Raw genomic sequence first — 26,654 nt, forward strand, 5'->3', positions numbered from 1 at the left:
TCCTTACGGCCTCTGATCCCAGGGGCAGCCAACCTCCCACCATCGGTAGCGAGAGATAGCCCTGGGTTTACCAGGTGCAGGAACCAGCTCCAGGAGGGGGTAGGTTTTGTCGGAGATGACAGGAGGCCGCTATGTTCACTGCCAGGCAGCGCGACCAGGTGCGTCAGCGCGTCCTCGAACTAGCCAGGGCCGATCCACGGGTCACTGCCGGGGCGCTCACCGGTTCCATGTCCTTTGGTGGTGGGGACGCCTGGTCGGATATTGATGTGGCCTTTGGGATCAGCGAAGGCATCCCTCCAGAGGCCGTCCTGGATGACTGGGCGCAGGTCTTCTCTCAGGAATGGAGCGTTCTCGCCCACTTCGATCTGCGCTCCGGTCCCAGTGTCTATCGCGTGTTCCTGCTGCCCAGCGGTTTGGAAGTGGACGTGGCAGTGACCCCCGCCGAGTCCTTCGGCGCACGCGGTCCGCACTTCCGCGCTCTCTTCGGCCCCACCCAGCCGCTTCAGCCCCCAGAGCCGCCGAACGCCTTCCATCTTATCGGGATCTGCTGGCACCACGTGCTGCATGCTCGGGCGTGCATCGAGCGCCACAAGCTGTGGCAAGCTGAATACTGGATCAGGGATCTGCGCGATCAGACCCTTGTCCTGGCGTGCCTCCGCTTGGGCGAGAACCCCTTCCACGGGCGCGGTCTTGATCGCCTGCCCACTGCCGTGACCACTCCACTCGCCGATGCACTGGTCCGCTCGCTTGAGGAGCGGGAGCTGCGTCGGGCGCTCGCGGGAGCGACCAGGTGTCTGATCGGGGAACTGGAAGCATGGGATCCCACGCTCTGCGCCCGCCTGTCGCCACTCCTGCACGAGTTCGGAACGACCCAGGTGATGCCGCCAGGTGTCCCAAACACGCTGGCGGAGCAGTAGGGGCGTTGGCAAGCGGGGACGAGGCGCAGGCGACTGTGTTGCTAGAGGAGAATCTGGCGCTCTCCCGCGAAGAAGGCAACACCATTGCGTACTCCTGGGCACTGGCGGTTCTGGCTGCTGTTGGGACAGAAAGGATTTGCACCTGCTGCGCTCGTAACTCATCCTGTTTGCGTTGGCGCTTCCCTGGTCGGAAGATGCGCCAGGAGCCACGCGGCGATATGGAGCGCCGCGCAAGGGTCTTGCAGGCGAGCCATGTTGGCCCGCATCTGCTCTAGCAGAGGTGAATGGGGCTGAAGAGCTTCCCGTAGAATCGAGATCACCTGTTCCGGGGTTTCAGCCCGCAGCCCAATTCCTTGCTCACAGGCGTACTCGATGTTGCGCTCCTCTTGTCCAGGAACACAACCTGACAGCACCAGTGGCAACTTGCACGCGGTGGCCTCGCAAATCGTGCTCGGTCCAGCTTTGGTGATCAGCAGATCGGCGGCCTGCATCAAGTCAGGCATCTGCTGCACAAACCCCAGCACCCGACACCGTTGCTGAAGATGGCCTGGCAAGCGCCGTGCGAGCTGTTCAAGCCGTCGCTGGAGCCGTGTATGTTTTCCGGTAACGACCAGCACTTGTATTGGCAGGTCCGACTGCCACAGCGCACGCGCCAACTCCTCCAGCCTTCCTACGCCTGCCCCACCTCCTGCCAGCAGAACGATGGGCATGTTCGGATCGAGGCCAAGCCTCTGACATACCAGCGCCTTGGGAGCGCCTGGGCGACCGAATTTCAAGTCTATGGGCAACCCTAATACCTGAATGCGCTCCGCAGCTAGCCCCTGGTGTTGGCAGCAGGCACGGGCCAATTCGGTTGGCACGATGCAGGCATCTACAGCCGGGTCAATCCACCCACGATGCGGCGTGATCAGATCGGTCATGACGGTTACAACCGGCACGCGCATCTGTAATGCGGCCAGCACGCGCAGCGAGACATGATTGATCAGGGGGTGCATCGAGACAATCAGATCAGGGCGTGTCTCGATGAAGAGCCGGGCCAGGCCAGAGCGGATGAGCCGGTACAGCAGCCACTCCAGCGCCCGGAAGCTCCAGGGGTGGTTGGTGAGGTGGAACAGTGCGCCATACAGCCAGGGGGCGTAGCGAATGGTAGCAGCATAGAGCATGCCCAGCTTGCGCACAGGCAGCGTCCCACAGGTTGTGAAGGCGTCAATCAATTCTGAGCGATAGCAGTTTGTTCCCTGGTCGTCCACTGAGGCCAATAGCTGCATCGCCTGGCGAAGAGCAGTGGCGGCACTGCGATGACCGGCCCCCGTCTCGGCCATGAGCAAGAGGATAGTAGACGGATGTGACCTCTCTTCCATAAAACCTCTTCTAATGTGTTGGTCTTTCTGTCATTCCGTCTTCCCTGCTCGCTCTCAGCCATTCTCTCGTTGGAAGGTACTTGCGCCGATATTCCTTTCTATACAATAATACCAGCCCCAAAAACAACCATTAGCAAAGCGCGTGCTGGCTTAGCAGCAGTATGTGTCCCCTGCGCAGCTAATCCTCCTTTCAGAGCGACGACTTCTTTCCATGCTCTTTTGGGCGCGGGTACCCACCACCTTTAGGTGTGGGAGGAAGCGCCCCCTCCTTTCACATAGTTGACTTTCCACAGAATAGATGGTATTCTGTGGATATGAAACACCGACGCGCTTACAAATATCGCTGCTATCCCACTGAGGAGCAGCGCCATATCCTGGCGCGCACCTTTGGTTGTACGCGCTATGTGTACAACTGGGGTTTGCGGCTGCGTACTGACGCCTACTATCAGCGGCATGAGCGCGTCTACTACAGTGACACCAGCGCGGCCATGACCCAATTGCGCAAGCAACCAGAAACCGCGTGGCTCTCTGAAGTTGCCTATATCCCCTTGCAACAAGCCTTGCGCCATCTGGACAAAGCCTTTCGCAACTTCTTTGAGGGGCGGGCGAAGTACCCGAACTTCAAGAAGAAGCATGGCCGCCAATCGGCAGAGTACACCACGTCTGCCTTTACCTGGGATGGGGAACAACTGACACTGGCACGCATGAAAGAAGCGTTGCCTATTCGCTGGAGCCGCCCCTTGCCCAAGGGAGCCAAGCCCAGCACCATCACCGTCACCAAGGATACCACCGGGCGCTACTTTGTCTCCTTCCTGGTAGAAGAGGACTTCAAGGCGTTGGATGTCACGCCGCAGATGGTCGGCATTGACCTGGGCTTGCACGATACCGTCACGTTGTCCACTGGCGAGAAGGTCGGCAATGAGCAGTTCTTCAGCCAGGATGAGAAGCAGTTGGCGAAAGCACAGCGTCTCCTGTCTCGTAAGCAGAAAGGCTCCAAGAATCGCATCAAGGCCGCGCTCTCGGTAGCTCGTATCCATGCCCGCATCGCAGATCGGCGGCAAGACTTCCTGCACAAACTCACGACACGCTTGATACACGACAACCAAGTGCTGTGTGTCGAGAGCCTGGCAGTAAAGAATCTGCTGAAGAATCACAGCCTTGCCAAGGCCATCGCTGATGTCGGCTGGGGCGAATTGATACGCCAGTTGCAGTACAAAGCCGCCTGGTATGGGCGGTCTGTGGTCGCTATCGACAAGTGGTATCCCTCGTCTAAGCGCTGCTACGACTGCGGGCATATCCTAGAGTCCCTTTCACTCGCTGTCCGGCAGTGGACCTGCCCGGAATGCGGCATCTCCCATGATCGTGACATCAATGCTGCGCTGAACATTAAAGCTGCCGGGCTGGCAGTATTAGCCTGTGGAGAGATGGTAAGACCCGGACGGGCCAAGCCCGTCAAGGCGCGTCTCCGTGAAGCAGGAAGTTCCTAGCCGCGAGGCTGGGAGTCCCCCGTCTTTAGGCGGGGGAGGATGTCAACGTTTCATCATCCCCGCTAGGTATGCTGTAGCCGAGTTGCATGACAACACCATGAACTTTCCGCCATCGTCTTGCTATCGAATGGTCATCTTGATATGTCATAATGCGAATAATTGAGATAGCGCCTGGAGCAGCATAAGGAACCAATCCCCGAATGCGCATGCTTGTAGTGGAAGATAATCTTCTCCTCAGCAGTTCGCTAACAATGCTCGTGCTGATCGTCATTGCGCGCTCTATTCGCCATCCCAGGCGCCAGGGAAGTTTTCAGGGGTAACGAGGCTTCATGACTCGAAAAGAGATGGGCGCTCCAGGGATGCAGGCCGAACTCACGAACTGGAGCAAGTCAGCACGCTCGCCGTGTTCTGTCTACCAGGCAAGTGATGTAGCGGGCATCACCAGGGCGCTGGCCGCCGCGCGGACACACGGCTTCTCCGTCATACCACATGGCGCGGGCCACAGCTATACTGATGCAGCCTTGAATACAGGCGGATTGGTTATAGATCTGACATCCATGCGCCGGATTCTCTCCTGGGATGCCGTGCGGGGAATCATGCGCGTGGAACCGGGAGTGACCTTGCGAGAGATGGTACAGGTGGCCTGGAAGGATGGTTGGTGGCCTGTCGTCTCGCCATCCACACCGAATGTCACCATTGGCGGCTGCGCCGCTATGAACGTAAACGGCAAGAACGCCTGGAAGTGTGGCCCTTTTGGAAAACACATCCGCGCTATAGATGTGCTGCTTGCCAGCGGAGAGGTATACACGTTGCAGCCGGAGCGCGACACGCAGCTTTTTCATGCGTTCATTGGCAGCATAGGGTTACTGGGCATCATCACGTCGATCACCATCCAGCTCCAGCGTATCTCTTCCGGGCAGGTCACTATCCGGCGGCGCACCTCCGTCTCACTCGCTGAGATCTTCACGATCTTCGCCGAGGAACAGCAGACGAGCGATTTCCTGGAGGGCTGGCTTGACGGATTTGCCGAAGGCCAGCAGCTCGGGCGTGGATATGTAACCTGTGCAACTCTAGGTGACAGCTCCGACGAAGCGCCCTCCTCATTTCCAACGCCTGGCATCATTGATCGGCTCGAAACGCCGCTGGTGCGCCTTGCGGCCAGTTTAGGCCGACCAGCACTGCTGCCAGGTGTACGCCTGGCAAACCGCGCTAATTACTGGTTGGGCCGACGTGGCCTCAAATCGAGGGAACAGCAACGTCACCTGCTCTCCTTCACCTATTGGCCCCAGGCAGCCTTTGCGGGCTATCACGCGCTGTTCCCGGCGGGAGTTGAGACGTTCCAGGCGTTTGTCCCCGGTCAGCAGGCGCAAGAGATTTTTGAGTGCGTGTTGCGCTATTCGCAAAAGCAGGGGTATATGCCGCTCTGGTGTGTCATCAAACAGCATCGGCGCGATCCTTTTCTGCTGAGTTATCAGGTTGATGGGTTTTCTCTCGAATTAAATTATCAACGAACCCATAAGACGGCGCAGACGTTGGAACGGACCCTGCGGCAGATGATTGCTATTGTAATTGAGGCAGGCGGGAGGTTTTATCTCGCCAAAGACCATTTTTTGACGCCCAGCCAATATCGCCAGAGCATCGGTGATCAGGCCGTTGATACCTTCTTGCACCTCAAACAACGCTATGATCCCACAATGCTGCTGCAATCGGACCTGTTTCGTCGGGTATTCCAGCCCTCGCTTCGGTGAGGAGAACGCCTTTGCTACTGCTGATCTATACTAATAGATGAATCTGGTGGCCTGCTAAGAGCGCCTGACAAAACCGCCGCACGAGCAGGGGCGGGGTTGTAGCGCCGTCCTTCCAGGCGGCAGGGGTGGGGCCAACCGTCGGTTGTGTGAGGCATTCTTAAGAGAGAAGTATAGGAAAGAAATCGAACCATGCGCGCGCTCGAATTTCGATTGAAGCAGCCAGCACAACCTCTGACCGATGTATGGCAGCATACGCCTATCATGCCACGTCGGTCCACGTTGCTCGGCATCAGCTTTCGCCCGCTCCAGGTGGCCGCGCTCGGCTTAGACGCGCAGGCCACGCTGCAAACCTTGCTCGCCTATCCGTTTCAACTCATTCGCCTGGGAGCCTACTGGAATCGGATAGAACCCGAACCAGGAACCTTTCTTCCTGACGAGCTTGATAGGCAGATGGATGCCGCCGAACAAGCCGGAAAGCAGATTATTGTGTGTGTTGGCCCGTTGAAAACCTTTGGCTATCCTGAGTTCTTTGTACCCGCGCACCATTTGCGGCAGCCCTTCCCAGAACATATTCGTGTCAAGCCATCCGCGTACCCCGCACTGTTGAAGGCGGCGACAGCATTCCTCACCCGACTTGTGGAGCGATATAAACTGCGCCAAAGTATCGTTGCCTGGCAGCTTGAACACGAAGCGGTTGATCCACTTGGAGTAGAGCATTCGTGGCGGCTAGATGCAGCCTTTGTTGAACAAGAAGTAGAAGCTTTCAGAAAAGCCGATCCTACCAGACCACTGATAATGAACGGTTTTTTGCCAACCTCCTTGCTGGTACGCCTCTCCCAATGGTGGCAGACACGCGATCAAGGGGATTCACTCGCTGTCGCCCAGCGTCTGGCAGATATGGTCGGGATAGATTACTACCCGCGTCACGCACTGATGGGCATCGGGAGCAGAACACTGTATCTTGATGGTAGCCAGAGTCGCTGGTCGCAACGGAGGCGAAGGCAATTGTTCGCCCTGGCTCATGCGCATGGGCGACGCCTCCTGATTGCTGAGGGCCAGGCAGAGCCTTGGGAAACGGTGACAACTCCGCCTAGTCCAGACCACCGGGGTATGTATAGTTGTTTGCCGGAACATATAATCACCAACTATAACACCTGCATGGGCTGGTCCGGGCAAGAAGCGCCGCTGTATGCGTACCTCTTTTGGGGAGCAGAGTATTGGATGCTGCGCAAACAACACGCTGACCCCAGCTATCTCCAGGCATTCGCCCGTATCCTTGAAAAAGCTTGATCTCTCCTTATTACCGAACGGACTGTGGACGAATGCGGTCTCATAGTTTTGATTGCATGTTGTACAAGTTCGCGTAGACACCGTTCAATGCGATTAACTCAGCGTGCGTACCCTGTTCAGCGATGCCGGTGTCAGATAACACCACGATTCTCTGGGCATTGCGGATGGTTGACAAACGATGGGCAATGACCAGCGTGGTGCGGTTGGCGGCTAACTTCTCCAATGAGTCCTGCACCGCCTTTTCACTTTCATTATCCAGCGCGCTCGTCGCTTCATCAAAAATGATCACCGAGGGGTTTTTGAGGAAGACGCGCGCGATACTCAACCGCTGCTTTTGCCCGCCTGAGAGTTTTACGCCGCGTTGACCAATATCCGTGTCATAGCCATCCGGTAACGCCATGATAAAATCATGCGCGTGCGCCTGTTTGGCCGCGTCAATGATTTCTTGCCTGCTGGCGTCAAGGTTTCCGTAGCGGATATTGTCCGCGACGGTCCCGGCAAACAAATAGACATCTTGCTGGACAATACCGATATTCCTTCGCAATGAGCGCAAAGTCACCTCTCGGATGTCCTGCCCATCCAGCAGTATTTTTCCCGCATTGACTTCGTAGAAACGCGGAATTAACGAGCAGAGCGTTGTTTTGCCAACGCCGGAAGACCCGACTAAAGCCACGTATTCTCCGGCTTGTATCTCCAGCGAGAGATTCTTCACGACATACTGATGATCCTCTTGATACCTGAAGCTCACATCTTGAAACTCCACATGACCCCACACCTGTGTCAGATCAACCGCATCTGCCGTGTCTTGCAGATCAGGCGCTACCTCCAGAATCTCCATAAACCGTTGAAATCCAGTAATGCCTTCCTGATAGAGCCTGCCAAAATTGACTAACTTGTTAATGGGATCGGTGAGGATGCCGACACAGAGTAAATAGGTCAGCAAATCAGCTAAATCCAGGGAAGCGTGAACAATGGCAGCGCCGCCAAAGATGAGCACAGCGATGGTCATAAGCTGGCTGAAGGCAATCAATCCACCGTAATAGTACGCCTCACTTTTATAGCCGTCGCTGCGGCTGGCGACAAACCGCCGGTTTGCGTAGGCGAACTTGCTTGATTCAACCTCTTCGTTAGTAAATGATTTGACGACTCTGATGCCGCCCAGCGTATCTTCGACCTGCGCGTTGATATCACCGATTCTATCCTTGCCGCTGCGCAGCGCCCTGTTCATCTTTTTATTGAAATACAGCGCGAAAACTGCCATGATGGGCAAAAAGAGAAAGACGATCAGGGTCAGCGCAACATTGATCTTCAGCAAGATGATGAAGACGCCAACGACCGTCAAACAGGTCGTGACGATATCCTCCGGCCCATGATGATATAACTCGGCCATCGCCAGGGTATCGTTGGTAATCCGGGTCATTAATTGACCGGTTCGTTGTTCATCATAAAAGCTAAACGAGAGCTTTTGATAATGCTCGAACAGCTCACCGCGCATGTCGCTTTCCATCCTGGCGCCCATCGTATGCCCTTGAAAGTCAATGAACATGGTGCATAGGGTATGGACACCAACCAGCGCCAGCATGAGCGCGCCCATCAGGTAGATGTCATTGAGCGTATGAGGCGTCGTACCTTCTAAGAGGTCTTTGGTGATGTAGCGCGCGCATAACGGGAGCAGCAGCGTAATCGCCGAGACGATCAGTGCGCAGGCCATGTCCGCGCAAAACAAGCCGATGTAGGGTTTGTAGTACGATAAGAACTTCTTGCCGCGCGAACTCCCAGGCGCAGCCGCGCTGGATGCAGAGCCAGCTTTTGCCACGGGAAGATCAGTCGCCGCTGGCATAGCCAGCGGTTCTTTCGTGATCGAATCGGGTGAAAGCAAAGGGATGCTCCTCATGGTAGTGTTCAAACAATCGCAGATCGCAAAGGGCACAAACATCTCACTCGCCCAAAACAAACGAGCGGAGTTAATGAGTGAGGATGCGCGCGACAGGAAACACCAGCACGAGAGGGAGTGAAGTGGAAGGCAAGACCGCCTGAGCGGGGACGTGGCTTATGGAGGTTGAAAAGAGGATGCGTTTTCTCGTGATCGAGAACAGTACGACGCGAAATGATAGCTCGGCGTCTACGTTCCCCGTGCGCCCTCGATACAGCTCCAAACCTTCATGACCTTCATGCCGGGTATCGCTGTTGCGCGGCGTGCGCTTTGGGGCATTTCTACACCTCCTTTCCGAACTGGCGGCGCGGGAAAGCCTGCGCCAAAGAGAATAACGAGTATCCTGTATGGGGCAATGATACCATATGAAACATGCTTGGTCAATTCTGCTCAAGGTATGGGTTCTCCCAAATCTGAGGTGTTGACAAGCGAGGCGTGTTACTGGTAGCGCCGCCTTCCAGGCGGCCAGCGTTGGCCTGCTGGTCCGCTGGCCTGGAGGGCGAACGCTCGCCAGGGCGAAGCGGTGGCCGCCTGGAAGGCGGCGCTACAAGTGACCCCCGATAATTGGTGGAACCCAAGGTATGGCAGGGCATTTTCAAAGTCCGATCCCGACCAGTCGCAGGTGATGTTGGTGACGCCGGGCCGCCGCAATTGCGTCATAAGGCCAGGCTGTTGCCATTCTTCGGGGATGTGTTGCCACTGCCCCCAGCATTCAGCAGGGGGCAGTGGCAGAAAACGCGAAGCTCCTCCAAAGGCAGAAGCCCATGCCTCAGAAAAGCCCTCTGGTTCTTTGGAAGACAGAAACGTTTGAGGCGATTCAGGCAACGCTTGGGACTTGCGCTCCTTCCAACATGATCGCGCAGACAACCTCGTAGGCTTCCGCCCAGGCATCCCGGTATGCTGGAGTCCAGCGCCTGCCCAGAAAGTCAGCGAAGGTTTCTAAGAGGATAGCCCCGACGATGGGATAATGCTCTGGCCGGACGCCATAGCTGACATGCCGCTGGCCCAGCCCCTTGAGGGCACTGGTCAGCACCTCTGGCTTCTTGAGGTTTTGGATCACCAGGACCAGCGCCCCCAATAGCTTCTTGCGCTGCTCCTTCATATCGGCGGTGGCAAAGAACGCTTTCGTGTCAGGGAATCGGGTGAAAAGCCGCTCATAGAAGGCGGTTACGAACGCCTCCCCATGTGGGGCAATGGCCTGAAAACTGGTTTCGAGCAATTCAATCTGAAGTGCCATGTGGTCTCCTACTTTCACTATTGGGTCTTACGTACTGTTCGATTGTTGGTGCAAGGTTCAACATTGCTATGAGCGATGGGCGGCGCCGACTGTCTCCCGCTCCACTGCTGCCACTGCTGGTTCTTTCACCTCACTAAGGTGGGTTGGCAGAGCCAGGTGGTCATCTTGCGCGGGCTTTTTCCTGAACAGCAGCACCGCTGCCAGCACACGGGGCGCAAACAGAGCTGTCGGCGGCTTGAGCATGTGCATCACTTGATAGAAGCTCTGGGCCAACCGGGGATTATCCGCTGCGGCATCGAGCAAGCGCCGCGAATACCAGTGGAAGAACCCCATCCCAAATGAGCGTTTCCCCTCGGTTTCGGGGTAGCGGAAATCTTCGCTGGTCGTAAACAGCCAGGCAACAGAAACGGTTTTGGCAATGGCTTTCTGGAACTGGCGCGTAAACCCGGCCATGTCTCCCTGCCGACGCATGCGCTGCTGCAAACAGGATTGGAGCGTCTCCGCTTCTATTGCAGCCACCGTCATCCCTTGCCCATAGATCGGGTTGAAGCTGCACACGGCATCACCCATGACCACAAATCCCTCTGGCAGACGAGCCATGCGCTCGTAATAGCGCCTGCGGTTCGCCGCGAACCGATAGATGGAGACCGGGGACAGCGGCTCTGCATTCTTGATCAGTTCATAGAGGGCCGGGCTGGGCAAGCTGCGCACATAGTCGAGGAATCCTGCCTCATCGCTGGGGGGATAATCTCGCAACCACCCGCTCACTGAGACGCTCCAGCGGTCGCCCTCGATAGGCAGCACAAAGCCCATCCGCTTCTCCTGGGGAGCAGTACAGAAGATCGCCAGAACTTTCCAGTCCGCAGGAACCTGTTTAGGGCGGCGATAGATACGGGTGGCATAGCCGACATCCACCTTCACCACCGTTTCCTCGACTTGTGGATAGCCCAGGGCCTTGAGCCAGTGGGGAGCTTGCGAGCCACGCCCGCTGGCATCCACTACCAGATCAGCCGTCAATTCCTCTTCGCGGCGTTCTCCATCGGCAGAACGTACCTGTACGCCAGTAATCCGCCTGCTGTCGGCGCTGGTACACAGCCGGGCAACCTCATACCCATCGAGAAAGCGCACATTGGTTCTGTTTGCCACCTGTTGGCGAATCTGCCCTTCCAACCAGGGGCGGCTCAGGCAATAGACCCGAATGCCACTATGGAACTGGACTTTCCACACGCCAAACTGATACCAGCGGAGATCGGCGCCCATATCAACTTTGCTGGCTCCTCCCTCAATGAGAGCTGGAAAGAGGTCGGGAAAGAGTTCCTCAATCACAGCAGCGCCCTTGCTCAAGATACCGTGAGTTTGCCTTCCGTGGGGCACGCCTTTGCGCGCTTCCATCCCCTCCAGCCGATCACGTTCGATCAGGGTGACGTGCTGGTAATGATCGGAGAGGACGCGAGCCGCCAGCAACCCGGCCATGCTGGCGCCAATGACCACCGCATGCTGACCTATGAATTGGGGGGATTCTGTTTGCTTGAGAGCCATCAGTACGTTTGCTACCTTTCTCGTGTTCCTGCTCATATCCTTTTGCAGAGCATGAGCGGTTCGTGTTCTTGCCGCTGTTAGAGAGTCTGTCATTGCTTTTCTCTAAGCCTGTGAGCAAAGTATGCCCGAAGCGGGGCGCCACGCCCAGACGCAAGAGACGCAACCAGCTACGCAATCAGCTACGCAATGGCTAATTTAGGAGGGTTGTCGAAGGCGCGCGGAGATGTTATGATCGTGCCAGGCGCGCTTCTTGCCTGCCTGGGCCGTGCAGGGACGTCTCCCGTGAGCCGCGCGCCGAGGGAGAGCCGCTATGGCCGCCTTTCCATCGCTGTCCTTTGGCGCTCTGCTCAAACGCTATCGGCTGGCCGCCGGACTTACCCAGGAAGACCTCGCCGCCGAGGCCGGGCTGAGTCTTCGGGGCATCGCTGACCTGGAGCGAGGCGCGCGGACACAACCGCGCAAAGAGACAGTGCGCTTGCTCGCCGAAGCCCTGCACCTCTCGGCGCCGGAGCGCGCCCAGTTAGAGGCTGCGGCCCGCGGGCGCACCCTCCCAACAGGTCCGGCTACCGCGCCGCAAGAGTTGCTCGCGGCCCACTTCATGCCCGCCGCGCCGCTGGTCGGGCGCACCCAGGAACTGGCCCTGCTAGACCGGCTGCTGAAAGATGGTCCCCCGGTGCTGCTGCTGGCGGGCGAGCCGGGCATCGGCAAATCCCGGTTGGTGCAGGCAGGCATGGAGCGGGCCGAGGCACTGGGCTGGACGGTGCTCGCGGGCGGCTGTCACCGCCGCAGCGGCCAGGATCCCTATGCGCCCCTGGTCGGCGCGTTAGTTGACTCCTTGCGCCACCAGCCCCTCTCGCAGCAGCGCCTGCACCTGGAAGGCTGTGCCTGGCTGGTCCGTCTGCTGCCAGAATTGGTGGAGCGCCAGGTTCTGTCAGCGCCCGCCTGGGCCTTGCCGCCAGAGCAGGAGCGCCGCTTGATGTTTGCCGCGGTGGCGCGCTACCTGAGTAATGTGGCTGGTCCCGCCGGGACGCTCCTGGTGCTGGATGATCTGCACTGGGCCGGTTCCGATGCCCTGGATCTGCTCCAGGCGCTGGTCCGCACCCCAGCGGAGCGTCCGCTGCGCATCCTGGGCGCCTACCGCGATACGGACATCGGTCCTCAAGACCCCCTCGCGCTCCTGGCGGCGGATCTGACGCGCGAGGGGCAAGCCAACCACACCTTGCTCGCTCCCCTGGCCGATGCCGAGGCCATCGCCTTGCTGGCGGAACTGCTGCCCGAGCCAGAGGACAGGCAGCAGTTCCGCCAGCAGGTGCTGGAGCGGGCCGGAGGCGTGCCGCTGTTCCTGGTGAGTTGTGTCCAGGCGCTTAGGGCTGGTCAGGTGGCCTGGCAAGGCAGCAGCCACGTCCCCTGGACGCTGCGCGAGGCGATCCTGCAACGGGTGGTGGCCTTACCAGAGGCCGCCCAACAGATCCTCCAGTTGGCAGCCGTGATCGGACGGCGGGCGCCACGAATCCTGCTGCTTGCTGTGGCCGCCCGCGCAGACCTGGCAGAGGAAGCCGTGCTGGAGGCTCTGGAGATCTGTGGACGGGCGCGGTTGCTGATGGAAGCCGACGAAGACACCTATCAGTTGCCCCATGATCTGATCCGCGAAGTGCTGCTGACGGACCTGGGCACGGCGCGGCGGGCTTTGGCGCATCGGCGCGTAGCCGAGGCGCTGGAGCAGGGACCAGGCGTTCCCTCCATAGAGGTACTGGCTTATCACTATGCGCGCAGCAGCGAGGTGGAGAAGGCCCTGTTCTATCTGGAACGGGCGGGCGATGCGGCCCGCGCGCGGTACGCGCATGCGGAAGCCGTCGAGGCATACCATCAGGTGGTGGAGCGGCTGGACACACTGGGGCAGGGAACAGAGGCAGCGCCAGTACGAGAGAAGCTTGGGGAGGCGCTGGGCCTCCTGGGACGCTATAAGGAGGCGCTGGTCGTTTTGGAACAAGCGGCAGCGGCGGCTCAGGAAGCCCACCACCCGGAGGCCGAACTGCGGGCGCTGGCCCAGATCGGGATCACCCATCGCTGGCACGGGACTATGGAGGACGGGCTGAGGCGGGTAGAACCTCGCCTTGCGCACCTGAGCGATGGAGAGGACTCGCCGGGAGTCGCGGCCTGCTACGCGGCGCTTGCCCAACTCTATCTTGGCGTGGAGCAGTACCAGCAGCAGCTAGCTGCCGCTCAGCGAGCGGCCAGTATCGCGGCCTCTCTCAACGACGACCGAACGCTGGCCGTGGCCTGTGGGCAGCAAGGTTTGGCGCTCTGTATGCTGGGAGACCTCCCAGAAGCCTATCAGGTGCTGACCGAAAAGGTTATCCCCTTAGCCGAGGCCGTCGGCGATGCCAGTACCCTCATCAGCACGCTCAACAACGTGAGTGTGCTCTATGGCTACTGGGGCAGTTATCACGAAGAACAGCTCTACGTCGAGCGGGCTTTCACGATTGCCGAGCGCCTGGGTGAGCACCGGCTCCGGGTGTTCTTGCTCTATCGGCTGGGCATCATTGCCTTCGCCTGCGGCCAGTGGAACCGCGCACACGCGGATCTGGAGCGGGCGGCCAGGGAAGCCCGAGAACGCGGACGCTTCTCTGGAGAGAACTATGCCCTCTACGGATTGGGGCTGCTGGCTCTGGCGCAAGGGGAGGAAGCCGCGGCCTCCACCTACTTTCAGGAGGCGACGCAGATGGAGCAGCGCCGAAATCACCGCGTGCTCCATTGGATGCACTGGTCCTTGGCCGAGCAGGATCTGCTGGCGGGGCAGCCAGAAAAGGCAGCGACCCGACTGACTCCATTCCTCACCATGCCCAATCGGAAGTCCGGCTATATTCGGGAGGTACTTCCACTCCTGGCCTGGGCCTATCTGGAGCTGGGCGAAGCGCCCAGGGCGCAGACCTTGTTGACCCGGCTCATTGCCGAAGCGCGGGAGGCCCGGATGCGCCCGGCGCTGATGGAGGCTCTGCGTGTCCAGGCACTCGCCTGGAGCAAGGGACACCGCTGGGAAGAGGCCGAGCAAGCCCTTGAGGAGGCTCTCACCCTCTGCCGGGAAATGCCCGCTCCCTATGCCGAAGCCAAAACGCTTTATCTGTTTGGACAGATCTCTCTCCAACTGGGAGCGCCTGACCTGGCCCGCGAGCATTGGCGGCGCGCGCAGGCCATTCTGGATCAGCTTGGCGAGCGTCTGTATGCCAGGCGGGTAGAGCAAGCTCTTAGCCAACGAGAAGACCCCTGAGTCGCCGCGCTATCCACGACTCTAATACAAAGAGCGAGATGGCAAAAGCCCCAGGTTTCACAGCCTGCAACGAAAACACGAATTGCTGAACTGTGGTTCCACCAATGATCGGCGGTCACTGGTAGCGCCGCCATCTTGGCGGCCAACGCTGCGCCAGCGCGAGCGTGCGCCCTCCAGGCCAGCGGACCAGCAGGCCACCGCTGGCTGCCAAGATGGCGGCGCTACCAGTAACACGCCTCGCTTGCCAACACCTCAGATTTGGTAGAACCCAGAACTGTTAGTACCTTGCGCTTGCTGCCCACTTATGGTATGATTGCTCTAGCAGACGTTATGTAAGTATTCATTCAGGTACATGTTGCCGCAACGGGAGCTTGGGAAAGCCAGGCTGAGAGGGCGACCACCTCGTCGCCGACCGTCGGAACCTGATCTGGGTAATGCCAGCGCAGGGAGCAGGGGATGAAAATACTCATCACCAGGCAGGCGCTGGAGCTATCCAGCGCCTGTTGTATTGGTGGTGCTATATGAATGCGCTATCCCCGCGAGCGCCGATCACCCTCGCTGTTGAAGGCGTCGCCAAAACCTTCCCCCAGCGAGGCCGGGAGCCGCTGGCTGTGCTGGACCGCATTTCGCTCCAGGTAGCCGCCGGCGAGTTTGTCAGCGTCGTCGGCCCCAGCGGTTCCGGCAAAAGCACGCTGCTCTCCATCATTGCCGGGCTAGACGACCCGACAGAGGGCAGCATCGCCCTGGAGGGAGACGCCAACGCAACGCGCCTGGGCCACATCGGCTACATGCCCCAGCGCGATTTGCTGCTCCCCTGGCGCAGCGCCCTGGATAACGCGCTGGCGGGCATCCAGGTACAGGGCGTTCCCAGGCGCGAAGCGCGCCAGCGGGCGCACAATCTCTTTTGCCAGTTCGGCCTTGCCGACTTCGAGCGCACCTACCCGCACGCGCTCTCCGGCGGCATGCGCCAGCGCGTGGCCTTTGCCCGCACAGTGCTGGCGGCGCGCAACCTGATGCTGCTCGACGAACCATTCGGCGCGCTGGATGCGCTCACGCGCCTCTCGATGCAACGCTGGCTGCTGGACATCTGGGGGCAGCTTGGCAAAGCAGCCATCCTCGTCACCCATGACCCCGAAGAGGCGCTGTTGCTGGCAGACCGGGTGTATGTCCTCTCGGCCCGCCCGGCGCGCATCGTCCTGTCCCTTGAAGTAGCCTTGCCACGCCCGCGCCAGACGGAAATCGTCGGCTCGCCCGTGTTTGCCGAACTCAAAGCGCGGCTCCTCCGCGCCCTGCTGACCGGCCAGGATACCCCTCCTGAATCGCTTCAGAGGCAACCGCTGCGCCACGAGGCAAGTCAGGAGGTTGCGCCATGAAACTCTTGCAAGCTATTCGCCGCGCCTGGCCGCCGCTGGTGGCGCTCTTCCTGCTGCTGGCCTTCTGGCAGTTGTACGTCCAGACACAAAACATTGACCCATTGATCCTGCCCGCGCCTTTACGCATCATTTCAGCCACTATTGCAGCGCGTTCGACCTTCGCGGCGCATATCGGGACCACGCTCTATGAAACGCTGGCGGGCCTGGGCGCTTCGCTGGCCTTTGGCGTGCTGATGGCAGCCATCATTGACCTTTCGCCGCTGGCGCGCCGGGCTATCTATCCCTTGCTGGTGGCGTCCCAGGCCATCCCAATTGTCGCCATCGCCCCATTGCTGATCTTCTCGTTTGGCTATAGCCTGCTGCCCAAAGTCATCGTCGTCACGCTGATCTGCTTCTTCCCCATCACCGTCTCCATGGCTTCTGGCCTGCGAGGCACCGACCCCGAACTGATGAAGCTCTACCGCACCTTTGGCGCGAGCGAACTGGTCATCTTCTGGCGGGTGCGCCTGCCCCACGCGCTGCCGTCCTTCTTCTCCGGTCTACGCATCGCCGCCACCTATGCCGTCGTCGGCGCCTTTCTGGGCGAACTTGTGAGCGCGATCTATGGCCTGGGCATCCTGTTCGTCTACCAGGAACGCTCATTCCGCACCGACCTGGCCTATGGCGATGTCATCATTACCGCCCTCTTGAGTATCGCGTTATTTGCGCTCGTCTCCCTGATCGAACGTATCGCGCTCCCCTGGTACTACGCTGCCGGGCGCGAGCGCGACTGGCACGAAGCCGGGCGGCCTCCCAGGAGACGCCGGGCGCCGCGCCAGAGCAAACAAACGCTAGAACTGCCTGCAACAGTTCAGGCAGAATCTCCTCACGAACTGACCACACCACGAAAGGAGTCTTTATGAAGTCGCTGCTTCGCTACGGCTGGATACTGGCTGCCCTTGCGCCGCTCTTTCTGGCGGCTTGTGGTTCAACCAGCAGTCCTGGGTCACAAAACCTCACAAAAGTTTCTCTGGCGCTGGACTACACGCCCAACACCAACCACACCGGCATCTACGTCGCCCAGCAGAAAGGCTGGTACCAACAGCAAGGGCTGAATCTCGACATTCTCCCCTACTCGCAGACCGCCGCGCCTGAAGCCCTCGTTGCTTCCGGCAAGGCTGATTTCGCCATCAGCTATGAAGAATATGTGACGACGGCCCGTATCTCCGGCGAAGACCTGGTTTCTATTGCCGCCATCATCCAGCACAATACCTCCGGCCTGGCCGTTCGCGCCGATTCCGGCATCACGCGCCCGGCCCAGCTTGCGGGCAAGGTTTACGGCTCATTTGGCGCCCCCTTCGAGCCGTATGTCATCTCTGCGGTCATCAACTGCGACGGCGGCCACGTCACCCCCGCGCAGATTAGGGAAAAGAGTCCACTTCTCAGCGATGACGGGCTGGCTTCCCTCAAGACGAAGAAAATTGATTACGTCTGGATTTACTTCGGCTGGGAGGGCATCGAATTTCAGCGCGATGGCCTGAAGTTCAATTACTTCCCCGTCTCCAACTACTGCGTCCCCGACTATTACACCCCTGTCCTCATCACCAGCGGCGCGTTCATCAAGAACCATCCTGATCTGGTGCGCAAGTTCATGGCCGCCACGTCACAAGGGTACAACTACGCCATTGCACACCCCGATGACGCCGCCAACCTCCTCATCAGCGCCGTACCTCCCGGCACGTTCGATGATACGGGCCTGGTCACGCAAAGCCAGGAATATCTGAGCAAGCAATATGCCCTGGACGCCCCGAAGTGGGGCTATCAAACCCTCCCGAAGTGGCGCGATTTCCCCCACTTCCTCTTCCAGACTGGCAACCTTGCCGACGCCAACGGCAACCCTGCCTCCACTGAACCAGACGAAAGCCAGTTCTTCACGAACGAGTTCTTGCCGTAGCGCAAAACAAGTGGCTGGGCAGGGCTGCCCAGCCACTGACAACTTGTAGCGATGCTACACCTGGACGCCTCGCCTTGTAGACCCCCTTTCTTCTTTCTTCGTAAGCTTTTCCTTCTGCTCTGGGGAAAGCAGATTGCGTTCACGCTGCTGCATCTGCCAGAATATTACGAAGAAAGAAGAAAGAAGGGATGACTCTATCAGGCATCTGCTGCCAGTATAGCACTGCCACCAGCAGCCAGACAATAGACACCCGTTTTTGGCGAGCAGGCTGATAAACTGCCTTGCACCTTTCTGCACAAATTATGCGATAATGAGGGACGCGCGATGCTTGCCGTTTCCCAGGCAAAGCCGCGCGGCGGTGGGCACACGAATACCGCTGTGCCGTGATCTCTATCGGAGGAGCAAACTCTCGACATGGCTGAAAACATCAATGTAGAAGAACTGGCGCGCAACGCCCAACTCCGGCGCGAGATTGAAGAGCAGATCACCCGGCGATTTGCCGCTGAAGATGATGTGCTGCGCCAGACTCTGGCCGCGCAGCATCAAGCAGGGCTGCCCAACATACAGATTTCTCCTATCCGGGGGCGTTTGCTGCAAGTTCTGGCTGCTGCTAACAATACCAAAAAAATTCTAGAGATCGGCGCGCTCGGCGGCTACAGCGGTACCTGGCTGGCACGCTCGCTTCCTGTCAATGGCAAACTCATCACCCTGGAGGTCAGCCCGAAACATGCCGAAGTGGTGCGCGCTGCCTTTGCGCGGGCTGGTCTGACTGACCGCACCGAAGTGCGCGTCGGCCCGGCGGATGAACTGCTGCCCGCCGTCCAGAGCGAGGCGCCCTTCGATCTCTTCTTCATTGATGCCAACAAAGACGGCTACCCGACCTATCTCGACTGGGCCATCAGGCTTTCGCGTCCCGGCAGCATCATCGTCTCCGATAACAACATTCGCTTTGGCAAGCCCTTTGAGGAGCCGCCCTCTGATGCCGAAAACGCGGGCATTGCCGCCTACAACCAGCGCGCCGCCACCGACCCGCGCTTGCGCTCGATCCTGATCCCCCTGGGCAGTGACGGCATGGATGGCTTTGCCATCTCCGTCGTTCTGCCCTGATTGGCGCCAGATAAAACTGTCAAAGAAAGATAGAGCAGCGGATGAGTACGCCACATCAACATCATCATCATCACCACCAGCCAGGCCATCAGCACAACACCTCTGGGCAGCAATCACAGAAGGATGACCAGGCGACGGGCTATCTCAGCGGCCAGCGCATCCTGCCACACAGGCTGCGCCCCGACATGACCGTTGCCGAACTGGTGGACAGCGCCTTTCAAGCCTACAACTCGGCGCGGCTCAACGAAGCTTGCCGCCTCTACGCGGAGCGCATGCTCGACCCACAGCAAGATGTGACCATCGCGCTGACTCTGGCTGGCGCGCTGACGCCTGCCGGCCTGGGCGGCAGCATCCTGACTTTGATGGAATACGGCTTTATTGACTTCATCGTCAGCACCGGCGCGAACCTCTATCACGACATTCATCACGCGCTGGCTTATACCCTCCATCGCGGCAGTTTTGAGCTTGACGACACCGAATTGCAGCGCGAAGGGGTCATTCGCATCTACGACATTCTCTTCAAGGACGAGGTTCTGCTGGACACCGACGCTTTTCTGCGCGAAACGTTCAGAACCGTGCCTGATCGGCCTATGTCCACCGCCGAGCTTCATTACCATATTGGCCGTCGCCTGCTCGACGTGGGCGTCAAACCCGAATACTCCGTGCTGGCGCAGGCGGCAGCCTGGGACATTCCCATCTACACCTCTTCGCCCGGCGATTCATCCATCGGCATGAACCTGGCGCGGCACGCGCTGGATGGCGCGCGCCTGACCATTGACCCGATGCTGGATGTCAACGAAACCACCGCGCTGGTCCTCAATGCCACGCGCAACGGCGTCATCATCCTGGGCGGCGGTTCCCCCAAAAACTTCTATCTGCAAACCCAGCCGCAGCTTTGGGAAGTGCTGGGCATCAACAAAGGCGGCCACGATTACTTTATCCAGATCACCAGCGATGCCCCCCACTGGGGCGGCCTTTCCGGGGCCACCCCTTCAGAAGCCGTCTCCTGGGGGAAGATCAAGCCCGATCAACTGCGCGATACCGTCGTCGTCTATGCCGACACCACCCTGGCCTTGCCGGTCCTGGCCGCCTATGCCATCAGCAAAGCAAAGCCGCGCCCGCGTCGCGGATTGTACGCGCGGCGCGAAGCCTTGATTGAGCAGATGCGAGCCGATTATGAGCAGGGCAAACGCATTCGCCAATAACAAACCCTGGCAGCCATCCTGGTCCAGCGATTACCTGAGCGGGCCGCGCGACAGAGAGAACCCATCAGGCGTTTTGGATTTGAGTAATGAAGTCGGCAACAGGGACCGAACGGGATCTGATGCTCATCATGACGGTTTCCGGGCTTCGCGGCTGAACGAGACCATTCTGCACAAGAAATCTTCCTGAAGGACCGCCGACGATAAAGGCGTACCCAGATTTGTAAATGTGCAAAAAGAGCAGCGCGTGTTCGCCCGCCTGGAACAAAGGATCATCCTGTATTTCATACTTCGTCCCATCCAGTATTCCTCCCGTTTGATGAATAAGGATAGTCGGGCTTTTGAGGAGGCGCCGCTCATCTACAATGGTTCGCTCAATCGTGAACACATAATCCGTGAAGACGATTCCGTCGTCCTGCCCCTGATCATTTTTCGTGAAGCCAACACGCTTGATGCTGGCAATAGCTCCTAACACCACCACATCAGAAGCGGCTTTGGCGCTTTTCACATCTGAATACAGAACACTCCAGCTTGCATCTAATGTGACCACCCGCGAGTAGGAAGGCTGCTGGCTGGCTGCTGATGATGATTGATCGCATCCCCCCAACCCAACCAGCAGGCACAGAGCGATCCCCCAAAAAAGCCCGAACCTCCGAAGAGTTCTGTTGGCAATGTTCACCTTTACCATTCCATTTCCCTCCGTTCCCTCGTCAGGGAGCATCACTTCTGTGAACAGTGTTACATATACCAGCTTTTACCGTACCCTACGGTGTGGGGCTTGGCGTCGGACTGGGTGTCGGACTGGGTGTCGGACTCGACGTCGGGCTGGGCGTCGGCGTCGGTGTTGGTGTCGGTGTCGGAGTAGGGGTCGGACTCGGCGTCGGAGTAGGGGTCGGGCTGGGTGTGGGAGTCCGCGTGGGCGATGGCCTGCGAGTCGGCGTCGGCGAAGGCGTTGGGTGAGGAGTTGGTTTGCTTGCCCCAGGCGCAGTTGGTGCGGGCGTAGGTGAAGCCGTTGGATCACTCGTTGGCATCGGCGAAGGCGCTGGACTGAAAGTTGGCGTCTGATTCAAGAGCATAAGCGGATTATCTGCGCTGGCTCTTCCTCTGGTCGCGCCTACTGCCACGATCCCAATCAGCAGAAGTACCAGAACCGCCGCAATCAAGGCTGCCACTTGCACCCTTGAAAATCCTCGCCGTCGTTCATGTCCCGGCAAAGGGCTTAACAGGAGCGGCGCGCGTGTGATTTCGCCGCTCGGAGCGAGGGGTCGCGTTTTCTTCGCCTGGCCTGCCCGCCTGGGGGTGTGATTGGGCCTGGTGACAAGCACTCGCTCCAGCGTCGGGTTACTAAACGATTGCGAGTCATTCCAACCTACCTGGGCGCGGAGCATGCCCGGGTCAGCCGGGTCCAGTCCCAGGCGCAGTTCGCGCTGCCATTCATTGCGGGCGATTTCTGAGGGCGACACTATGTTGGCTTCTTGCCAGTCAAGCGTTGAGTGCAATCTAAAGGTATAAAGAGGTTTGCCTTTTGCCGATGAATGAGGCGTATCCGAAGTGATCAGCAGCGCGTCTTCCGCGAGGAGAAGCTGAAACCACAGCTTCTTCAGTAATTGTTTCCACTCGTCCCGGCCCGGTGGTTTGGGCGCCGGGATAGTGACAAAGCGCCCTCCCACCGCCGTTTTCAGCAGCAGATGGCAGTCATAAGGCGTTTCCAAGATCGCCTGGCCCAGTGCGCGATAAGACACCTGCGCTTCCACTGACCGCTCGTGGACGCTGATCTGATACAGACGCAAAGGATCGTCCAGTACCTTCACCTCGGTAAGATAGAGCGGCTCCTGTCCCGCGAAAGAGAGCGCCGTTGTGGCCGAGGCAACCAGATACCGGGTCAGGTGATCCTGCCAACCCGCATTCAGCGCGGCGGCCTTGAGCGCCACCGTCCACTGGAAGTTTGATCGCTGCGCAACAAGCAGCGGGTGGTCCTGAGCGGTTTCCTCATTGCTCTCAGAAGAACCATCAGAAAACATAGCTGATTGGCTCCTATAGGCGCGCGAATGGGAACAGATAGAAAAAGCGCATTCTCATGAGCCGCCTGATAGTATAACGAGCATCCCTGGCAAGAGGCACACGGTTTACCCCCTGATTTCACCGCCAGACATCTGATCAAGCAAAACGAATGCCAATTTTGTGGGCAGAGACGCGCAAAAGGGAGCGCGCTACAAGCCATTCCTGATATTTCGGGAGCATAACGTGTACGTTTGCGTCAAAGCCGTCAAACATGCTATAATATAATTCTGCCCAGTTCATATCTTCTTGTCTCTGAAAAGCCCGAACGGCTGCATACTCTAGAAAGGTTTTGAGGTGACATTAAGTACGTGGAAAACCCATCCGATTCGATCATTCTTCAGCACATGGCAGACAAGCGGACGCATTTATGTACGAATCTTCGGCCTCCTTCGTCCCCATAAGACGTTAGCCCTGGGCGCTCTAGGCTGCCTCATCCTCGCCACGGTCCTGGCCCTGCTCATTCCTGAACTGATCGCCCAGGTGATTGCCATCGGCATTGGCAGCGGGAACCTGCGCAATCTCGTACTGATTAGTGGAGCCGTCCTTATCGCCAGCATTCTGCGCGGCCTCGCAGCCTACGGCCAGGGCTATCTTTCGCAAGCACTCTCTGTCGAAATAGCCTATGATCTGCGCAACCAGATTTACGACCATCTGCAACGTTTGAGCTTCTCGTTTCATGACGAGTCAGAAACCGGGCAGTTGATGTCGCGCATGACCGTTGACATCGAGGCTGTGCGCAACGCTTTTCCGCTGGGCTTCTTGCGCGCCCTCATCGCCATTCTCTACTTCGCCGCTGTCGCCATTATCCTGGCGATACTGGACCTCCCCCTGGCGTTGGTTATCCTGCTCGCTGTACCCATCTTGATCGCCCTCGCCATACAGGTAGCGCGCCGTCTGCGCCCCATGTGGGACAACGCCCAGCAAGAAACGGGCGCGCTCAGCACCATCATGCAAGAAAGCCTGAGCGGGCGGCGGGTTGTCCTCTCGTTCGTGCGCGAAGCCTTCGAGATAACCAAATTCGAGGCAAAAAACCAGGAGTTGCGCAACCTGAAAATCAGCGCGCAGCGCCTTTCGGCCTGGAATCAGCCCTTGATGGTCCTGTCGCTGAACCTCGTCACCGTCCTGGTCCTCTGGGTGGGGGGCACTGCCGTCATCAGCCAGCGTGTCAGCCTGCCAACATTAGTCGCAGTAATTCAGTATGCCCTGCTGCTCGGCACGCCAGTGCGCTCCTTTGGCTTCATGATTACCTGGCTCATGCGCGCGCGCTCCAGCGGTCATCGCATCTTCGAGGTGCTGGACACCGAACCCGTCATCAAAGACGCCCCCAACGCTATCGCCTTGCGCCAGGTGGCAGGCCATGTGCGCTTCGAGGGGGTCGGCTTCGCCTATGGGTCTGGCCCCCGAATCCTTGACGAAATCAATATTGACGCGCAGCCAGGGCAGGTGATCGCGCTCCTGGGTACAACGGGCAGCGGGAAAAGCACCATTTTATCTCTCCTGCCGCGCTTTTACGATGTCACCGAAGGGCGCATTACCGTTGACGGCCATGATATTCGGGCGGTGCAGCACGCATCGCTGCGGCGCAGCATCGGCTTTGTGTTACAGGATGTCTTTCTCTTCAACGCCACGCTGCGCGAGAACATCGCCTTTGGCGCTCCCCATGCCACCGAAGAGCAAATCATCGCCGCCGCAAAAGTGGCTCGCCTGCACGACTTCGCCTGCACACTGCCAGATGGCTACGAGACATGGGTAGGCGAGCGCGGCGTCACGCTTTCTGGCGGCCAGAAGCAGCGCGTCGCCATCGCCCGCACCATCCTGTTTGACCCGCGTATCCTGGTGCTGGATGACGCAACCTCCAGCGTTGATATGGAGACAGAATATCTGATTCAAGAGGCGCTGGATGCCGTCATGCGCGGGCGCACGAGCTTTGTCGTCGCCTCGCGCCTGCGCACCATCAAACGCGCCGACCAGATTCTTGTGCTGGATCGTGGCCGGATTATCGAGCGCGGCACGCACGACACTCTGCTGGCTCTTGATGGAACGTATGCGCGCCTGTACGAGTTGCAGCTACGCGAACAAGAGGAATACGAAGCCCAGGCGCTCAAGCTGCTGGACGGCGAAAAACCGGCGGCGCTGACCGAGGCAGACACCCCCCAGCAAACCAGGAGATAACCCATGAAAGCGACCTCCTACGCGGAGTACCGGCGGAGCCATCGTTGGCGCGAAAACAGCCTTGCCAGCGACGACGAGGATATTTATGGCAAGTTCGATTTGCAGCTCATCCGCCGCTTTGGCCCCTACCTGGCCCGCTATCGCGCCGCCAGCATCGCCAGCGTCATCCTCATGTTGCTATACACCGGGCTGAACGTCGCCTATCCTTTCCTGATCGGCGTGGCAATTGATGACTTCATCAGCCGCAGCAACCTGGGTGGCCTGGCTATCGCCAGCGCCGGCCTGGTCGCGCTTAACATCGTTATGTGGCTGGCTCAATACTGGCAAGTCTGGAGTATGTCCTGGGTAGGCGAGCAGGTTCTCTACCATCTGAGTTCGGATATGTTTGCCCATCTCCAGCGGCTCTCGCTCAGCTTCTACGACCACACGCAGATCGGGCGCGTCATGTCGCGCCTACAGAGCGATGTTGATGTGCTGGAAGGCTTGCTGAGTTCAGGGTTGCTCTCCATTCTGAGTTCCCTGCTGGCGCTGATCGGCATCATCGGCGCGATGCTGATCATGAACGTATCGCTGGCGCTGCTGGCCTTCACCGTCCTTCCCCTCATGATTGGCATCGCGGCGTTCTGGCAGAAACACGCGCAGCGTTCCTTCCGCGTGACGCGGGCAGCTATTTCATTAGTGAATGCCACGCTTCAAGAAAATATCTCCGGCATGCGCGTCATCCAGAGCATGGTGCGCGAGGACCGCAACCGCGAAGAGTTCGACGACCTCAACGCCTACAACCGCGATACAAACCTGACCGCCAGCAAGATCGCCGCGCTGGTCCTGCCGCTGGTGGAAGTGGTGGCCGCCATCGCCATTGTCATCACCCTCTTTTATGGCAGTGTGCTGATCTCGCGCGGCTCCCTGAGCGTCGGCGTGCTGGTAGCCTTTATCCTCTATATCTATCGCTTTTTCGATCCCATCCGTGATCTCAGCCAGCAATACACCCAGTTGCAGCGTTCAGGCGTAGCCGCCGAGCGTATCTTCCAAATCCTCTCGATACCCGTTGAAATCACTGATCGCCCCAACGCCAAAGTCCTGCCACAGATCAAAGGTGATGTGGAGTTCCGCGAAGTCGTCTTCGGCTACAAGCCCGAAGCGCCCGTCTTGCAAGGGCTGAACCTTTCGATCAAAGCCGGTCAGACCGCCGCCATCGTGGGGCATACCGGCGCGGGAAAAAGCACCATCGCCAGCCTGCTTTCGCGCTTCTATGATGTGCAGCAAGGGGCTGTCTTGATTGATGGATACGATGTAAAAGAAGTGACGCAGAGTTCGCTGCGCAGCCAGATTGGCATCGTCCTTCAGGAGCCGTTCCTCTTCACCGGAACCATCCGCGACAACATCAGCTATGGCCGCCTTGAAGCGACTGATGAAGAGATTGAGGAGGCGGCGCGGGTCATCGGCGTCCACGACATCATCATCCAACTGCCCCGGGGTTATGAAACGCCTATCCGCGAGCGCGGGCGCAACCTCAGCGTGGGCCAGCGTCAGCTCATCTCCTTCGCGCGGGCGCTGCTGGCCGACCCACGTATCCTCATACTGGACGAGGCCACCGCCAACATTGATACCTTCACCGAAGTGCTGGTGCAGCAGGGCTTGCAGCGTCTGCTGCATGGACGCACCGCGCTGGTGATCGCGCACCGCCTCTCGACGATCAAGAACGCCGATACCATCATCGTCCTTCAGGGCGGGCGCATCATCGAGCAAGGCTCCCACCAGGAACTTTTGCAGCGCGACGGAGCCTACGCCACGCTCTACGCGATGGGCTTCCGCCAATCGCATGTTTGAGAGCGCACCTGCTTGTACCGCCGCCTTCCAGGCGGCTAAACCGCGTGTACCGCCGCCGTCCCTGGCGGCCAAACCGTTCGCCAGCGCGAACGCTCGCTCTAGTAGGCAACGCTCGTGCTGGCCCAACGTTGCGCCGCCAGGGACGGCGGCGGTACACGCAAATGCTAGTCGCATTCAAGAAGACGTGATATTAGCA

At 59.0% G+C, this 26,654-nt stretch carries 19 protein-coding genes and 1 riboswitch; of the genes, 12 read left to right on the forward strand and 7 right to left on the reverse strand.

Features of this window, described 5'->3' with window-relative positions:
- Positions 1-131 precede the first annotated feature (131 nt).
- Positions 132-917, forward strand: coding sequence for a hypothetical protein (locus VH599_12185; GenBank protein HEY7349062.1), 786 nt, complete (start codon positions 132-134; stop codon positions 915-917).
- Positions 918-1,075: 158 nt separating this feature from the next.
- Here the strand turns inward: VH599_12185 and VH599_12190 are convergent, their stop codons facing one another.
- The gene (locus tag VH599_12190; GenBank protein HEY7349063.1) at positions 1,076-2,278 is read right to left on the reverse strand and encodes a glycosyltransferase; all 1,203 of its coding nucleotides are present in this window, start codon (positions 2,276-2,278) and stop codon (positions 1,076-1,078) included.
- Between the two features lie 314 nt (positions 2,279-2,592).
- Between VH599_12190 and VH599_12195 the strand changes: the two genes are divergently transcribed.
- The 3 genes from VH599_12195 (at position 2,593) to VH599_12205 (ending at position 6,803) form a co-directional block, all read left to right on the forward strand.
- Positions 2,593-3,765, forward strand: a complete 1,173-nt coding sequence (locus VH599_12195; protein HEY7349064.1) for an RNA-guided endonuclease TnpB family protein — start codon at positions 2,593-2,595, stop codon at positions 3,763-3,765.
- A 329-nt stretch (positions 3,766-4,094) separates the two neighbouring features.
- Positions 4,095-5,513: an FAD-binding oxidoreductase gene (locus VH599_12200; protein ID HEY7349065.1), complete on the forward strand. Its 1,419-nt coding sequence runs from the start codon at positions 4,095-4,097 to the stop codon at positions 5,511-5,513.
- A 189-nt stretch (positions 5,514-5,702) separates the two neighbouring features.
- Positions 5,703-6,803 carry a beta-galactosidase gene (locus VH599_12205; protein HEY7349066.1) on the forward strand — a complete coding sequence of 367 codons (1,101 nt, stop codon included), beginning with the start codon at positions 5,703-5,705 and terminating at the stop codon, positions 6,801-6,803.
- A 40-nt stretch (positions 6,804-6,843) separates the two neighbouring features.
- On the opposite strand, the gene VH599_12210 is transcribed toward VH599_12205, so the two are convergent.
- The 4 genes from VH599_12210 to VH599_12225 form a co-directional block, all read right to left on the reverse strand.
- Positions 6,844-8,682, reverse strand: coding sequence for an ABC transporter ATP-binding protein (locus tag VH599_12210; protein HEY7349067.1), 1,839 nt, complete (start codon positions 8,680-8,682; stop codon positions 6,844-6,846).
- A gap of 492 nt (positions 8,683-9,174) precedes the next feature.
- Entirely contained in the window at positions 9,175-9,396 is a 222-nt protein-coding gene (locus VH599_12215) for a hypothetical protein (GenBank protein ID HEY7349068.1), read from the reverse strand.
- A 157-nt stretch (positions 9,397-9,553) separates the two neighbouring features.
- Positions 9,554-9,973, reverse strand: a complete 420-nt coding sequence (locus VH599_12220; GenBank protein ID HEY7349069.1) for a globin family protein — start codon at positions 9,971-9,973, stop codon at positions 9,554-9,556.
- Between the two features lie 66 nt (positions 9,974-10,039).
- Complete coding sequence (locus tag VH599_12225) at positions 10,040-11,512, reverse strand: FAD-dependent monooxygenase (protein ID HEY7349070.1); 1,473 nt, start codon at positions 11,510-11,512, stop codon at positions 10,040-10,042.
- Between the two features lie 310 nt (positions 11,513-11,822).
- Between VH599_12225 and VH599_12230 the strand changes: the two genes are divergently transcribed.
- From VH599_12230 to speY, 6 genes are all read left to right on the forward strand, one after another.
- Positions 11,823-14,780: an AAA family ATPase gene (locus VH599_12230; GenBank protein ID HEY7349071.1), complete on the forward strand. Its 2,958-nt coding sequence runs from the start codon at positions 11,823-11,825 to the stop codon at positions 14,778-14,780.
- 353 nt (positions 14,781-15,133) lie between these two features.
- Positions 15,134-15,248, forward strand: a riboswitch (TPP riboswitch).
- Positions 15,249-15,301: 53 nt separating this feature from the next.
- On the forward strand, positions 15,302-16,153 hold the full coding sequence (locus VH599_12235; GenBank protein ID HEY7349072.1) for an ABC transporter ATP-binding protein: 852 nt from the start codon (positions 15,302-15,304) through the stop codon (positions 16,151-16,153).
- Positions 16,150-17,055 carry an ABC transporter permease gene (locus VH599_12240; protein ID HEY7349073.1) on the forward strand — a complete coding sequence of 302 codons (906 nt, stop codon included), beginning with the start codon at positions 16,150-16,152 and terminating at the stop codon, positions 17,053-17,055. The genes VH599_12235 and VH599_12240 overlap by 4 nt, the downstream gene beginning before the upstream one ends.
- A complete protein-coding gene (locus VH599_12245) occupies positions 17,052-18,086 on the forward strand; it encodes an ABC transporter substrate-binding protein (protein HEY7349074.1) in 1,035 nt (344 codons plus the stop codon). Before VH599_12240 ends, VH599_12245 begins: the two co-directional genes overlap by 4 nt.
- A 414-nt stretch (positions 18,087-18,500) precedes the next feature.
- Entirely contained in the window at positions 18,501-19,193 is a 693-nt protein-coding gene (locus tag VH599_12250) for an O-methyltransferase (GenBank protein ID HEY7349075.1), read from the forward strand.
- Between the two features lie 41 nt (positions 19,194-19,234).
- Entirely contained in the window at positions 19,235-20,398 is a 1,164-nt protein-coding gene (gene speY / locus VH599_12255; protein ID HEY7349076.1) for a deoxyhypusine synthase, read from the forward strand.
- A gap of 64 nt (positions 20,399-20,462) precedes the next feature.
- Here speY and VH599_12260 read toward each other — a convergent pair whose 3' ends face one another.
- Both VH599_12260 and VH599_12265 read right to left on the reverse strand, forming a co-directional pair.
- A complete protein-coding gene (locus VH599_12260) occupies positions 20,463-21,083 on the reverse strand; it encodes a hypothetical protein (GenBank protein HEY7349077.1) in 621 nt (206 codons plus the stop codon).
- A gap of 76 nt (positions 21,084-21,159) precedes the next feature.
- Entirely contained in the window at positions 21,160-22,416 is a 1,257-nt protein-coding gene (locus VH599_12265) for a hypothetical protein (GenBank protein ID HEY7349078.1), read from the reverse strand.
- A gap of 334 nt (positions 22,417-22,750) precedes the next feature.
- On the opposite strand from VH599_12265, the gene VH599_12270 reads away from it, so the two are divergent.
- Both VH599_12270 and VH599_12275 read left to right on the forward strand, forming a co-directional pair.
- Positions 22,751-24,628, forward strand: a complete 1,878-nt coding sequence (locus VH599_12270; GenBank protein HEY7349079.1) for an ABC transporter ATP-binding protein — start codon at positions 22,751-22,753, stop codon at positions 24,626-24,628.
- Positions 24,629-24,631: 3 nt separating this feature from the next.
- Positions 24,632-26,458: an ABC transporter ATP-binding protein gene (locus tag VH599_12275; GenBank protein ID HEY7349080.1), complete on the forward strand. Its 1,827-nt coding sequence runs from the start codon at positions 24,632-24,634 to the stop codon at positions 26,456-26,458.
- Positions 26,459-26,654: the final 196 nt, after the last annotated feature.

Source organism: Ktedonobacterales bacterium, assembly GCA_036557285.1.
Taxonomy (GTDB): Bacteria; Chloroflexota; Ktedonobacteria; order Ktedonobacterales; family DATBGS01; genus DATBHW01.

Bases quoted from the DNA above. Each gene is read 5' to 3' on its own strand.
- VH599_12185 (HEY7349062.1), top strand. From the start codon at position 132: ATGTTCACTGCCAGGCAGCGCGACCAGGTGCGTCAGCGCGTCCTCGAA.
- VH599_12190 (HEY7349063.1), bottom strand. From the start codon at position 2,278: ATGGAAGAGAGGTCACATCCGTCTACTATCCTCTTGCTCATGGCCGAG.
- VH599_12195 (HEY7349064.1), top strand. From the start codon at position 2,593: ATGAAACACCGACGCGCTTACAAATATCGCTGCTATCCCACTGAGGAG.
- VH599_12200 (HEY7349065.1), top strand. From the start codon at position 4,095: ATGACTCGAAAAGAGATGGGCGCTCCAGGGATGCAGGCCGAACTCACG.
- VH599_12205 (HEY7349066.1), top strand. From the start codon at position 5,703: ATGCGCGCGCTCGAATTTCGATTGAAGCAGCCAGCACAACCTCTGACC.
- VH599_12215 (HEY7349068.1), bottom strand. From the start codon at position 9,396: ATGACGCAATTGCGGCGGCCCGGCGTCACCAACATCACCTGCGACTGG.
- VH599_12220 (HEY7349069.1), bottom strand. From the start codon at position 9,973: ATGGCACTTCAGATTGAATTGCTCGAAACCAGTTTTCAGGCCATTGCC.
- VH599_12225 (HEY7349070.1), bottom strand. From the start codon at position 11,512: ATGGCTCTCAAGCAAACAGAATCCCCCCAATTCATAGGTCAGCATGCG.
- VH599_12230 (HEY7349071.1), top strand. From the start codon at position 11,823: ATGGCCGCCTTTCCATCGCTGTCCTTTGGCGCTCTGCTCAAACGCTAT.
- VH599_12235 (HEY7349072.1), top strand. From the start codon at position 15,302: ATGAATGCGCTATCCCCGCGAGCGCCGATCACCCTCGCTGTTGAAGGC.
- VH599_12240 (HEY7349073.1), top strand. From the start codon at position 16,150: ATGAAACTCTTGCAAGCTATTCGCCGCGCCTGGCCGCCGCTGGTGGCG.
- VH599_12245 (HEY7349074.1), top strand. From the start codon at position 17,052: ATGAAGTCGCTGCTTCGCTACGGCTGGATACTGGCTGCCCTTGCGCCG.
- VH599_12250 (HEY7349075.1), top strand. From the start codon at position 18,501: ATGGCTGAAAACATCAATGTAGAAGAACTGGCGCGCAACGCCCAACTC.
- speY (HEY7349076.1), top strand. From the start codon at position 19,235: ATGAGTACGCCACATCAACATCATCATCATCACCACCAGCCAGGCCAT.
- VH599_12260 (HEY7349077.1), bottom strand. From the start codon at position 21,083: ATGGTAAAGGTGAACATTGCCAACAGAACTCTTCGGAGGTTCGGGCTT.
- VH599_12265 (HEY7349078.1), bottom strand. From the start codon at position 22,416: ATGTTTTCTGATGGTTCTTCTGAGAGCAATGAGGAAACCGCTCAGGAC.
- VH599_12275 (HEY7349080.1), top strand. From the start codon at position 24,632: ATGAAAGCGACCTCCTACGCGGAGTACCGGCGGAGCCATCGTTGGCGC.